Here is a 13,086-nt window from a genome sequence, read left to right as displayed (position 1 = left end):
CGAATTTTTAAAGAAAAGATATATTCAACTATTTAATCCTAAATTTAATATAAGTAATGGTTTTTCCTTTGGCAGAAAATAAGCCTTCGTAATAGGTCTGGATATCCTTTAGTAGTGGTGTATCAGGGCTATATTCTGGAGCGCCGTAGATATCGTGGTGGGCAGTAAGAATCTCGTATCCCATACCTTGTAATAAGCCCAAAGTATAACCGTGGAGAAATTCTGAGTCGGTTTTCAGATGGATGATGCCATCCTTTTTCAATATTTTCTTATAGCGATTAAGGAAATCTGGGTGCGTCAGTCGGTGTTTGGTACGGCGGTATTTAATCTGCGGGTCTGGAAAGGTAATCCAGATTTCATCTACTTCATTTTCCTCAAAAAAGCAATCTACCAATTCTATTTGAGTTCTAAGGAAGCAAGCGTTGCTAAGGTTTTTGGCGATAGCATCTTTGGCACCAAACCAAAACCTAGCCCCTTTAATGTCTATTCCGATAAAGTTTTTATCAGGAAAAGCTTCTGCCAGTCCCACAGTGTATTCTCCCTTGCCACAGCCCAATTCTAATACAATAGGATTTTCGTTTTTGAAAATGCGTTCTCTCCATTGTCCTTTGAGCTCAAAACCGCTAAGGGCTTCTTCTCTGGTAGGCTGGATGACATTGGGTAATATTTTATTTTCGGCAAAGCGAGCGAGTTTATTTTTCTTTCCCATTAGATTGTTATTACAAAGCCACAAATTTAAGGGTTTTTATTGACATCTTCTCCTAGTCCCATCATATTAGATTGTCGCAATCGTTTGAGGTAAATAGGTAGGTATTTTTCAATATAAACTTGGGTAGCTTCCATATTTTTGCCTTCTACTAATGCCAAAATATTATCTGAAGAATAGACGAATTGAAGAAAATTATCTATCATATTCTTCGGGATTTTAAGCTTTACGAAATAGTCTTCTCCAAAATAGTTTTTAATTTTTTTGGTTACAGACATCATTTTTTCGTATTCATAGAGGCGTTGTTTTTTCTTTCGTTCTCCAGAGATAAGGTCGTAGATGCCATCAATGCTCAGAGAAAAGCCGCCATTCTGAAACCCTGCAATAGGTTCGGTGGGAGAGGTGCCATCACCTTTGGGAGCTGGAAGTCCAATGATGCTGGCTATTTCCATTTTTCTTTTGCTATCCTTCAGGGTGGTAACATCGCGTCTCAGATTGCCCGTTGGTCGCCAGCCGATGATGACCTCTTGTATCTCGTGGTAGGCAGGTTTCAGCTCTATGAAATTCATTGTATTTTCCAGAAGCTTTTCGGTAATTTTTACATCGGTGCGTTCTGTGATGATGGAGGTAAAGCGTATCACATCGCCCACTTTCGCGTGAATTTTAAACTCTCCATTGTAGTTGGACAATACTGTTTTTTGTGTGGTAATATTGGTAACAAACAATTGGTTGAGATGGAGCGTGGTATTTTCACGCATAAATACTTGCCCAGAAAAAACCTGTGCCTTCACCATTGTAATGGAAAATCCCAAAATTAAAATAAAAATTAACCTCATAAGATTTACAAAAGTAGGCATTAATTATAGTAATGCCTACGGTTTAGATGTGGGAAAGAGGTTAAAGTTTTATTAAAAATCGCCAATTTTTTTTAAAAAAAGAGATTATTGATTTTTCACTACAATCCAGCTTTGATATTGCTTCGCCTCTTGCGTATCAGGCTCTATCCAGCTGAGGAGATACCAATAGGTTCCCGTGGAAACTACTCTGCCGTTGCTCTTCCCATCCCAAGTGAGTTGTCCTTCTCGGTTGGTGAAAACAAGTTTGCCATAGCGGTCAAAGACTTGAATTTTCACAGCTTTTTTAATGTTTAACTGGGAATAGTCTAAAATTTCATTAATGCCATCGCCGTTAGGGGTAATGGTATTGATAAGATTAAGATTGATAAATTCTTTTGAAACAATCGTACAGCCATTAGCATCTGCAACATACGCTGTAAAAACACCTAAAGGAATGTTAGAAAAAGTATTGTATTCTACGAAACTACCGTTGAGTCCCGACCACGAATATTGATATGGTGGCGTACCTCCAGAGGCGGTGATGGTAAGGGTAGAGTGGGAAACTATTGCACTAGTAATGGTTGGAGTCTCTATAGTTTTGAGTACAATCTCTGCTATGGCGTAGCAAGAGAAAGCATCTTCTATTCTGGCATAGACCGTTTTAGGAGCTGTATGATAAGTACTAAAATTGAGTATTGCATTGATATTTAATCTAGCATTTTCTAAACTCTCAAAATAAGAGATGGTTACATTAGTATCGGTAGAAACATTTACAGAAGAAAGGTCATAAAGTCCCATTCCATCATCATCTGCACAGGCTAAAATTTCCACATTAGACCTATTGATATCCTTTATGGAGAGATTTACCGTAATGTATTCTTTATCTGGAAAGTCTGCGTGAATTCCTTCTATATAATATATAAAGGAATCTGTAGTAACGGTATTAGAAGATGGGGTGTAAACAATATTTCCAGAAGAATCTATAATAACAGTTCCATTGCTAGGAGGTGTGGATATTGTAATAGAGGCAGGATTGACCTGCTGGGTAGAACTAGAAAAAGCCGGTGTAATGGTAGTACCACACTCTCCAATTTCAAGGCTAATGGAAGAGTCAATAGGACAAGAATCTACCTTGAAGATAGGAGACTGGTATTCATCATTGCAAGAAGTGGAATTTTTTTTGATGATAACGTAATAATAGCCCACGCTATTAGGTGTGATTTTGTAGGTGTTAGCTCCTTCACCGGTATATTCTGTATAGATGCCGTTTTCAGTTGAACTGATATACCATTGGTAGTCATCATAGCTATCATCTACTTCTAAGGTTACGGTGCCATCTTCGCAAGTTCCTCCTTTAGCTATTACGGGGTTAGAATTGAACCCCGCAAAGTAACCTCCATACCCTACGGCTTGGTTTCCAGCGGCAATTCCCGCAGTTACTGCTTTTGTGGATTCTATGGTAATATTTCCAGCAATGTTTGGGTACACATAAAACTCCCAATCACTATTACCTTGTACCGCAAATGGACCATAGCTGCTTCCTAATGTATTTCCATTGATTTTTACAGTAGCTCCTTTTTCGGTGATGATGTTCATTCTGGTATTGAAGGTGTTGCCACCGATTTCGTTGACATAAGCAAATTCATTGATGCTATTGGGTAAAAGGCATAATAGAGGTGGGAGGATATTCATTCCTCCAGAAGCATAAGAGTATAGACCAGTGCCATCATCTGTCCCTGTAAGGAGTTGGTAAGTGTAGATTTTTTGATCGGAGTTTATAAATATGCTGTACGCATCTGAAGAGGCACTAGCCTGATGGTAATATGCACTCTCTATAACGTAAGTTTCGCCTTTTTTAGCAATATTGATGGGACTAGCACTGCCATTAATGTAAATATTGGTATTATCTTCTGTAGCCATTACAGCAACACGTTCCATTTCTGCGACTAAGCCTCCATTTCCCTTTACGGCAATGTATTGATGTCCTAACCTTTCAATGGGAATTGCTTGGTCCATAAAAACATCTACATTACTCCCATTAAGGGCAACATTGTAATAGGAACCATTGGAAATTGAAATGGCTTTATCAGAGGTGATTCTTGCACCACTAATCCCTTGCAAGGAGGAACTTCCTAAACATTCTAAAACATAGGATTCACCTCGGTTGAGTGTAATGCTAAAAGCAGTAGAGGTGGTGAAGCTACTCCCATTGGTGAATCTTCCAGAATTCTGAAAATTATCAATGGTAATGGTGGTATTGTTTTCTGTGGCAATGATACCTACCGTAGAGTTGGCAATATCATTGTCTCCTCTGGTGCGGGCGGTGTTCTCAGGAGTATATACAAAGAACTCTGTCCCCAATCCTGCCTTGCCTTTAGAGGTGACAATCTCGGCTTGACTGGTCATTACAAAGCGATAGTGTGCAAAAAATTTGTGGTCAGCCACCAGATGTAGTCCTTTCTTGCCTACGACAGATTTTTCAGAATTTGAAATAGCAGTCATTAATGCCTCATCAATATAGACAATGCCAGGATTCCCTTTGCTGATGAAGATTTGGTTGATTAGGGTATTATTGTTGTAGATATTTACTGTAAAAGGAGTAGTTGTATCAGTAGATAAATAGAGATACTGAGCTTCACCAGAAGTATCAGCGGAAGATGATTTTGCAAAAGGAGCTAGCCAATGCTCTGTATCCATCTGAGCAAAAGACCATAGCGAAATGATGTAGAGAAGTATAGATAGAATGCGTTTCATACAAGATGGGTTAAATCTATGCAAATGTAGAGAATATAAAAAATAAAAACGCCATCTTTCGACAGCGTTTTTTATAGTATGTTTTAATATTACTAATTACAAAGAAACTCTTACAAATTTCACTACTTCCAATTCTGGGTTTACAGATTTCACATAATCAGCCACTTTCAAATCTCCATCTTTGATGTAGTTTTGGTCAAGAAGGGCTTTCTCTTGGTCAAGTGAAGTGTTATCGCTGATGAATCTTTGCAACTTACCAGGTAAGATTTTATCCCAGATTTGCTCTGGCTTACCTTCAGCTTTCAATTCAGCTTTAGCATCTTCTTCTGCTTGCTTCAATACTTCTTCTGATAATTGAGAGTAAGAAACATATTTAGGTACATTTTTCAATGGCTTACCAAGACGCACCAATTCCTCATTATCTTTCTGGATTGTAGCGATACGAGCGTCTGTCTCTGCTGCTACAAACTCTGGAGAAAATTCTTTGTAAGAAAGCACCTCAGGGCTCATAGAAGCCACTTGCATAGAGATATTTCTTGCAGCCTCTGCACCACCTTCTACATTAGCAGAAAGAGCGGTAATAGCAGCAATCTTGTTTCCTGCGTGGATGTAAGCACCCAAGAAAGGTCCTTCGATTTTTTCAAAAGCACCGATTTCAATTTTCTCTCCGATAACTCCTGTTTGCTCGATAAGTTTTTCAGAAACAGAAATTCCCTCATAGTCAGAAGCCAATAATTCTTCTTTTGTAGAGAACTCAAGAGCTTTTTCAGCCAAATCATTAGCCAATTTGATGAAAGCTTCTCCTTTAGCTACGAAATCGGTCTCGCAGTTCAAAGAGATGACAGCACCTTTGGTGTTATCAGCATTTACTTTTGCAATTACAGCGCCTTCAGAAGACTCTCTATCAGCTCTGTTAGCAGCTACTTTTTGTCCTTTTTTTCTAAGGATTTCAATTGCTTTGTCAAAATCTCCCTCTGCTTCTACAAGAGCTTTTTTGCAGTCCATCATCCCTGCACCTGTTGTGTTTCTTAGTTTTGCTACATCTGCAGCTACTGGTGTGTACATATTTTTAATGTTTTTTATTAAAAAAGATTCTATTATGCCCCTTTTTTGAGCCTTGCAAAGATAATAAAATCTATGTAAACTAAAAATGGAATTTCTGCGTTAGATAACCATAAAATTTTATTGGTGATGAAAAAGTTTCTTTTAATACTATTGTTGGGAGCGAGTGGTCTTGTTTATTCTCAGAATTATACGGTAGAGCAAGTAGAAAAAACTAATGATGTAAAGGTGGTTGCCAACTTTATCAAGAATAATCCCAACCATCCTAAAACGCCTGAATTTAAGAGGAAACTCTATGCAATGCTGAATGGTGGCAATCCAGAAATAGCAAAGCCTACGATAACTCTGATGCAGAAAAAAACATCTGCTGCAAGTGCCAAAGGTGATGCTAAAAATAGAGGAGAAGTAAGTGGTGAGAATAAAAAAACAGCAGAGCTACTGACGCATTTGTTCAATAATGACCCAGCAAAGAAAGAAGCTTATATCCATATCAAAAATCTTTCTAAATGTAATCTTTTAGTGAAAATCAGTGGGAAAAAGTTTTATAATCTGACGGTTCCAGCAGCTAATAGCAACTATATCTTACTTCCCAAAGGGTCTTATACCATTACCACTATGGTATGCGATGCAAAATACTCTGAGGTGAAAAACCTCCAAAAAGATATGGAAATCGCCCTCAATGCTGTTAGTACTCATAGATAATAGAGAAAGGACTGAATAAAAAAAGCAGAAATCTTAATTAAATTGGTTAAGAATTTCTGCTTTCGTGTAAAAAATGAAAAAGGTTAGCCTTTAAACTCACCCATTGCAATGAATTTCTCTTGTCTTTGGGCAATGAGTTCTTTCTCTGAAAACTTACTAAACGCTTTGATGTTTTGTAAGATAGATTGTTTTACATTATTATACGCCACCTGCGGTTCATAATGAGCCCCGCCCAGAGGCTCTTCTATAATGCCGTCTATGATTTTTTGTTTCAGCATATCCTTAGGCGTTAGTTTTAGAGCATTGGCAGCATCTTCTTTGTGGTCCCAGTTTCTCCAAAGGATAGAAGAGCAGCTTTCTGGTGCTATTACAGAATACCAAGTATATTGTAGCATATAGACCTTGTTGCCTACCCCGATGCCCAAGGCACCACCGCTGGCACCTTCCCCTATGACATAGGAAAAGATAGGCGTTTTCAGCTGGGTCATATCATAGATGTTTCTAGCAATGGCCTCTCCTTGTCCTCTTTCCTCTGCTTCCAATCCTGGGTAAGCACCAGGCGTATCCATAAAGGTAATCACAGGGATTCTGAATTTCTCAGCTAGTTTCATCAGTCTATTGGCTTTTCTGTAGCCATCGGGATTGGGCATTCCGAAACGGCGTTGCTGGCGTTCTTTGGTGGTACGCCCCTTTTGGGTTCCAATGAACATTACCGTTTGTCCATCTATTTTGGCTAAGCCTCCTACCATTGCAGCATCATCTGCATAGGAGCGGTCGCCGTGTAGCTCTAGGAAAGAGCCTTTGTCTGCAATACCATTAATATAATCTAAGGTATAAGGACGCATAGGGTGTCTGGAAAGCTGTACCGTTTGCCAAGGCGTTAGGTTGCCATAGATTTCCTTTTTCTTTTGGATGATTTTGTCTTCTATTTGGCTACAAGCCAATTTAACATCTACGCCACTTTCTTCACCCACCAAGGAGCAGGTCTGGTATTGCTCCATTAATTCTTTTATAGGTAATTCAAATTCTAAATATTCCATATTGAGGTTTCATTCAAGTTTGTTAAGCCACCAAATTTATAAAATATTGTGGACTTATGAGATATGATTGATGGCATTTTTTATACGAGCCAAACTTTCTGCCTTGCCCAAGATGGCTAAAATGTCTGGTACATCTGGGCCTTTCAGCTCCCCCACTAAGGTTAAACGCAGGGGCATCATCACTTTGCCCATTCCCAGAGATTGGCTTTCTGCAAAGGTGTGAATGGCGTTTTTAAGGGCATCTGCGGAGAAATCGGTTTGCTCTAAAACATCGCAGAGTGCAGAGAGATGCTGGGTGGTATCTGCATTCCAAGCTTTTTTCAGAGCCTTTTCATCGTAAGATTTAGGAGCTTCAAAGAAGAAAGTACCATTGCTATAAATATCTTTCACGAAGGTGGCTCTTTCTTTCATCAGGGAAATAATGGTGAGTAGGGTTTCATCTGATAGGTTGGTAGCCTGCACTTCGCTAAGGTCTTTCAGTAGTGGCAATAGCTCTTCATTGGTTTTCTTTTGCAGGTATTGCTGGTTAAACCACTCTGCTTTTTCTTTGCTGAATCTGGCTCCTGCTTTGTGTACTTTGTAGAGGTCAAATTCCTGAATCATTTCTTCCAAAGAGAGAATTTCTTTGTCTTCGGAAGGCGACCAGCCTAGAAGGGTGAGAAAATTGATAAACGACTCTGGAAAGTAGCCTTCTTCTCTATAGCCTTTGGATACGCTTCCTGTGGCAGGGTCGGTAAAATTGAGTGGAAATACTGGAAATCCAAATTTATCTCCATCTCTTTTGCTGAGTTTTCCTTTGCCTTCTGGCTTTAGAATCAGGGAAAGGTGGGCAAACTGTGGTGCTTCCCAACCCATAGCTTCATAGAGTAGAATGTGCAAGCCTAAGGAAGGTAGCCACTCTTCACCACGGATAACGTGGGAGATTTTCATCTCGTGGTCGTCTATAATGTTAGCAAAATGATAGGTCGGCATTCCGTCATTTTTTACTAAGACCTTATCATCTAATGTATCGGTATTCACAGAAAAGGTACCGCGGATGATGTCTTCCAAAGTAAGGATTCTATCCACGGGCATCTTAAAACGAACCACATAAGGGGTATTTTCAGCCAAAAGTTTTTTCACTTCTTCCTCGGGAAGGGTAAGGCTGTTTCTTAGTCGGTTTCGGGTATAGTTGTTATAGGCAAACACTTCGCCTTTGGCTTCGTATTCCTTTCGGATGGTTTCCAATTCCTCTGGGGTATCAAAGGCAATGTAGGCATAATCTGTTTTTAGGATTTGTTCGGTATATTGGTTGTAGATAGCTCTTCGCTCACTTTGGCGATAAGGGGCGTATGGGCCGCCGTGTTTAGGGCTTTCATCTGGAATGATGCCACACCACTCTAAGGCTTCCATAATATAATCTTCTGCACCTTCTACATATCTTGTGGTATCGGTATCTTCTATTCTTAGAACGAAATCGCCACCTTTATTTTTAGCAAATAGATAATCGTACAGGGCGGTTCTTACCCCTCCTAAATGAAGAGGCCCCGTAGGGCTTGGAGCAAATCTGACTCTTACTTTACTCATTGTTTTTATTTTTTGAAGGTACAAATTTAAGGATTAAAAATAATTTGATAAGCCTAGTGATGAGGAATGTATGCAAGAAAGGGAAGAACGCGGGATTAATGAAGCTGGGTAAAGCGATGTGGAGCTTCTATGTTTATTGAAAAGAGTATATTAAACAGTTAGTGATTTTAGCCAATTTATAAAGCTATATTTTTGTACGATGTCATCAGATGGTTTGATATAAGGTTTTTGTAGGAAATTTATGATAGTCTCGTAATTGAGTTGGTCAATAGTATTGAAAACGAGATGGTTATTTTCGTGGTAAAAGTCCATATTCTTTACCGTTTCATTATTGGTGATGATTTTTTGTGAAAAATGTAGAGCCTCGAAGAAACGAAGCGATAATCCGTTGTGACAGCTCGTTTTTAGGTCAATAAGGACATTGAATTCGCTGGAGTTCTTCAAGATTTCTTTATACGATATTTCTCTATGAGTAATGTTTATGTCGGGGTGCTTTTTGCTTTGTTTTCCTGTAATGTCAAATAAAGTAAAAGAATTATTAAACTCACCTTGCTTTAGCATATTGGATATTCTAGTAATTACTTCTAGACGGTCATCTTGTAAAGTCCCAATATAGTAAAAATCGTATTTTTTTGCAGGAATAGGAAGATAATCAAAGTAAAAATTATTGGTGGAGATGAGATGGGGATACTGTGTAGAATATTGTTCAAAGTCATCATTGTCAAATACAGCAAAGGTATCATAGCTATTGATGATATTGTCGGTTAATTTAAACCTAGAAAAGCCATCCCATTGGTAAGCGATGATTTTTTTGCAGATTTTTTTTAGATATTTAGGAATATTTTCCCCGTATAAATCTGGGCGAATGACCAATGCGAAATCAAAAATGGGTTGAGAAGAATAAATATCTCTGACGAAAGCTTGCTCTCGATATTGCATTTTTAGGCGGTCTTTGTAATCTTTTTGTCCTAAAAAGGTTTTTCTAAAAAAATTATCTAATCGCTGACCAATACTTTTATACTTAAAATCTGGTTCACTAAAAAACGTAACATTGTAGCCTACATATTCTATATTTTTTATAATCAGCTCGTGTATGGAGGCGTGTTTGGGCATTATTAAAAGAACATTTTTTTTCATTTTATAATTCCATTTTTTGCTTTATAATTGCTGTCTTTCAGGGCTTTTTCCATAAGGGTATGATTGGCTTCTAGATTATCTTTAGAGTGTTCTTTATGATAGAGATGGTACTGTACAGCCGCTAATTTAACTTTTTTTCGGAAACACCCTTTCTTGATTAGTCGGATAACGATGTCTGAATCTTCTCTACCCCAACCTACAAAATCTTCATCGTAGCCGTTGATTTCCATTAAGTCTTTTTTCCAAAAACTCATATTACAGCCTCGTATTCTGCTGGTCATTTTTTCTATTGGGCTATTTTGAGGCTTGGAAAAGACATTGAAAAAAGGGCAATATATTGCATTAAATCTATTGCTGATACCCTTTGTAAACAGATTGAAATGAATGTTTTTTTTCTGAAAAGCGATAGCCGTAGTTTCTGGGCTTAAAAGTACTCGGGAACCTGTGATGAAACAATCTTTCTGTGCGAGTCTCTTGTGGTCGCCCACAAAATTAGGATGTAAAACCACATCACCATCTATCTGGATGATGTACTCATATTTTGCCTTTGCTATTGCTTTGTTTCTAATCGCAGATAGACGAAAACCCTCATCTTCGTGCCAAATATGATGAAGTGGAATAGGGAATATGTTCTGATAAGCCTCTATTAGCTGTCTGGTGTCCTCTCTGGAGCCATCATCAGCAATAAGAACTTCGTTGGGAAGTATTTTTTGTTTTAAAACACTTTTTAGGACTAATTCTAGAGCTTCTTTCCAATTATATGTGGCAATGATAAGGGAAACTTTCATTTAAAATGTCTTTTGGCAAAAATATGTATTTTTGTAAGAATATGGAAACTAAGTTATATGGATAGATACAGTAATGCTAATATAGGATTTTTCATCATAGATTATTCCTCGGGCGGGGGAGTAGAGCGTGTTACAGCCAATCTGATGCGAGAGTTTTCAGAACAAGGATTTCAACATCTGTATTTGATATCATTAAAAGCGGACAACCAGCAGCCAGCGATGGGTTATCCTGCGGTAAAAGATTTGAAAATTTTAGGTCGGAAAAAAGGCTTCGCGGAGGAATTTGGGAATTATTTGAAACAACAAAATATCCAGCACTTGATTTTTCAAGGCGATAATATGACCATTGGTTTGGAAGTTTTGAAAGCAGCAAAATTGGCAAACTGTAAAGCGTATCCGCAATACCACGGCTCGCCGTATGCTTATCTCAGAAAGTACCCCGATGCGGAACACGCTAATCTTTTGAAAAGACTATTGGCTAGTATTGTGTACCCGTTTAAAAAGAGCAAGCTTAGAAAATTTATTCAATCTTCCCCGCAAGGTCTATTCTGTGTAAGCAATGGCTCTGCTGATGAGCTGAAACATCTTTTCCGAGGAGAAAATACCATTGTCAATAAGATTAAAGTGATTCACAACCCGATATTGTTGAATGAACGGATAGCATCGAACAAGCAAAATCGGATTACTTTAGTTTCCAGATTAGAAAGTAGGCATAAAAATGCTTTCTTAGCATTAAAGGCTTGGGAATTGATAGCAGAAAAATATCCTAATTGGCGATTGGTCATCTTAGGAAGTGGTGGTTTAGAGTCTAAGATGAAAAGATATTGCGAAAGGTATAATGTTAAAAATGTTGATTTTAAGGGGTTTGTGAAGAATGTGGAAGCAGAATTGGCATTGAGTAAAATTTCCATCAATGTGTCCAATTGTGAAGGGTTTTCTATGGCTATTGCTGAAGCAATTACCCAAGGTAATGCTATTGCGATAACAGATAGCGATGGAGGCATCAGAGATATGGGAATACACTATGAAACAGCACTAGTATCTCCTAAAAACGATGCCCAAGATTTGGCAAAACATATTGCCCAATTAATCGAAGATAATAACCTTATGAAAAGGTTGTCAGAAAATGCCTACGAAAATTTAAGGCAAATGACATTAGAAGAAAAACCGTTTTCTTTATGGATAAAGATGTTTGCCAGTTAAAAACTTTCCCCCTTTCTAAAAGAAAGAGGGAAAATGTTGTTTCTATTTACCAAACTCTAAAATTGTTTTTTCAATAATAGCAATGCATTCCATCAGTTGCTCCTCTGTGATTACCAAAGGAGGTGCCAAACGGATGATATTGCCGTGGGTAGGCTTGGCTAATAAACCATTCTCTTTCAGAGCTACGCAGAGATTCCACGCTGTAGGGCTGTCTTGGCTATCATTGATGATAATGGCATTCAGCAGTCCTTTTCCTCTTACAGAATGTACCAAATCGGTTTTAGCGATGATTTTATTCATCTCTGAACGGAAGATGTTCCCCAGTTTTTCTGCTCTCTCGGAGAGTTGCTCTTCTTCTACCACATCTAGAGCTGCCATTGCCACGGCACAAGCCAACGGATTACCACCAAAGGTAGAGCCGTGCTGCCCTGGATGAATCACCTTCATAATGTTGTTATTTGCCAATACCGCAGATACAGGATACATCCCTCCAGAAAGGGCTTTTCCTAAAATAAGAATATCTGGCTGAACCTCCTCGTGATGACAAGCGATGAGTCTTCCCGTTCTGGCAATTCCCGTCTGTACCTCGTCTGCAATGAACAGAACATTGTGCTTTTTACAAAGCTCTGACGCACCTTTTAAGAACCCTTCATCTGGAACATAGACTCCCGCTTCACCTTGAATAGGCTCTACTAAAAATGCTGCAATATGTTCTGCATCGCCTGATAAAACCTCTTCCAATTCTTTCAAATCATTGTATTGAATTTTGATGAATCCTGGTGTGAAAGGGCCGTAATTGTTGTGAGCATCAGGGTCATTAGAGAAAGAAACGATGGTGGTAGTTCTTCCGTGGAAGTTATTTTCGCAAACAATGATTTTAGCGTTATTTCCTTTAATTCCTTTCACCTCATACGCCCATTTTCTGGCTAGTTTGATGGCGGTTTCTACCGCTTCCGCTCCCGAGTTCATCGGAAGTACTTTATCAAAACCAAACAATGAAGTGATTTTCTTTTCGTATTCTCCCAATTTAGAATTGTAGAATGCTCTAGAAGTAAGGGCTAGGGTCTGTGCTTGTTCCACCAAAGCATTCACAATTTTAGGATGAGAATGCCCTTGGTTTACAGCAGAGTAAGCGGAGAGAAAATCAAAATATTGTTTTCCTTCCACATCCCACACATACACGCCTTCTCCTTTGTCTAGCACTACAGGAAGAGGGTGGTAGTTGTGAGCACCGTGTTGGTCTTCAAGGTCTATGAAATACTGAGAATTTTTAGTCTTTTTTGTTGACATTT

General features: G+C 38.6%; 11 protein-coding genes. 2 read left to right on the top strand and 9 right to left on the bottom strand.

Annotated elements, in window-relative coordinates; all coding sequences use genetic code 11:
• Window positions 1-28: 28 nt before the first annotated feature.
• The 4 genes from trmB to tsf form a co-directional block, all read right to left on the bottom strand.
• Window positions 29-709 carry a tRNA (guanosine(46)-N7)-methyltransferase TrmB gene (gene trmB, locus ACFFUE_RS03635; RefSeq protein WP_327985231.1) on the bottom strand — a complete coding sequence of 227 codons (681 nt, stop codon included), beginning with the start codon at window positions 707-709 and terminating at the stop codon, window positions 29-31.
• Window positions 710-735: 26 nt separating this feature from the next.
• Window positions 736-1,542, bottom strand: a complete 807-nt coding sequence (locus ACFFUE_RS03630; RefSeq protein ID WP_376832851.1) for a hypothetical protein — start codon at window positions 1,540-1,542, stop codon at window positions 736-738.
• 105 nt (window positions 1,543-1,647) lie between these two features.
• On the bottom strand, window positions 1,648-4,296 hold the full coding sequence (locus ACFFUE_RS03625; protein WP_376832850.1) for a T9SS type B sorting domain-containing protein: 2,649 nt from the start codon (window positions 4,294-4,296) through the stop codon (window positions 1,648-1,650).
• A gap of 96 nt (window positions 4,297-4,392) precedes the next feature.
• Window positions 4,393-5,361 (bottom strand): translation elongation factor Ts, encoded by a 969-nt coding sequence (gene tsf, locus ACFFUE_RS03620; protein ID WP_327985228.1) that lies wholly within the window; start codon window positions 5,359-5,361, stop codon window positions 4,393-4,395.
• Between the two features lie 126 nt (window positions 5,362-5,487).
• Here tsf and ACFFUE_RS03615 point away from each other — a divergent pair, with 126 nt between their 5' ends.
• Complete coding sequence (locus ACFFUE_RS03615) at window positions 5,488-6,060, top strand: DUF6759 domain-containing protein (protein WP_376832849.1); 573 nt, start codon at window positions 5,488-5,490, stop codon at window positions 6,058-6,060.
• An 83-nt stretch (window positions 6,061-6,143) separates the two neighbouring features.
• On the opposite strand, the gene ACFFUE_RS03610 is transcribed toward ACFFUE_RS03615, so the two are convergent.
• The 4 genes from ACFFUE_RS03610 to ACFFUE_RS03595 all read right to left on the bottom strand — a co-directional run bounded on the left by ACFFUE_RS03610 (window position 6,144) and on the right by ACFFUE_RS03595 (window position 10,591).
• Window positions 6,144-7,100 (bottom strand): acetyl-CoA carboxylase carboxyltransferase subunit alpha, encoded by a 957-nt coding sequence (locus tag ACFFUE_RS03610; RefSeq protein ID WP_376832848.1) that lies wholly within the window; start codon window positions 7,098-7,100, stop codon window positions 6,144-6,146.
• Between the two features lie 54 nt (window positions 7,101-7,154).
• Window positions 7,155-8,666 (bottom strand): glutamate--tRNA ligase, encoded by a 1,512-nt coding sequence (gltX, locus tag ACFFUE_RS03605; protein ID WP_376832847.1) that lies wholly within the window; start codon window positions 8,664-8,666, stop codon window positions 7,155-7,157.
• A gap of 150 nt (window positions 8,667-8,816) precedes the next feature.
• Window positions 8,817-9,803 (bottom strand): WaaS/CpsH family glycosyltransferase, encoded by a 987-nt coding sequence (locus ACFFUE_RS03600; protein ID WP_376832846.1) that lies wholly within the window; start codon window positions 9,801-9,803, stop codon window positions 8,817-8,819.
• Entirely contained in the window at window positions 9,800-10,591 is a 792-nt protein-coding gene (locus ACFFUE_RS03595) for a glycosyltransferase family 2 protein (RefSeq protein WP_376832845.1), read from the bottom strand. The genes ACFFUE_RS03600 and ACFFUE_RS03595 overlap by 4 nt, the downstream gene beginning before the upstream one ends.
• 57 nt (window positions 10,592-10,648) lie before the next feature.
• Between ACFFUE_RS03595 and ACFFUE_RS03590 the strand changes: the two genes are divergently transcribed.
• Window positions 10,649-11,794, top strand: a complete 1,146-nt coding sequence (locus ACFFUE_RS03590) for a glycosyltransferase (RefSeq protein ID WP_376832844.1) — start codon at window positions 10,649-10,651, stop codon at window positions 11,792-11,794.
• A 42-nt stretch (window positions 11,795-11,836) separates the two neighbouring features.
• Here ACFFUE_RS03590 and rocD read toward each other — a convergent pair whose 3' ends face one another.
• Window positions 11,837-13,084, bottom strand: coding sequence for an ornithine--oxo-acid transaminase (rocD, locus tag ACFFUE_RS03585; protein ID WP_376832843.1), 1,248 nt, complete (start codon window positions 13,082-13,084; stop codon window positions 11,837-11,839).
• Window positions 13,085-13,086: the final 2 nt, after the last annotated feature.

It is taken from the genome of Bergeyella porcorum, assembly GCF_042427575.1.
GTDB classification, from domain to species: Bacteria; Bacteroidota; Bacteroidia; order Flavobacteriales; family Weeksellaceae; genus Bergeyella; species Bergeyella porcorum.
Note: the sequence above shows the minus strand (reverse complement) of the source record. Positions and strands in the feature narration are given on the sequence as shown.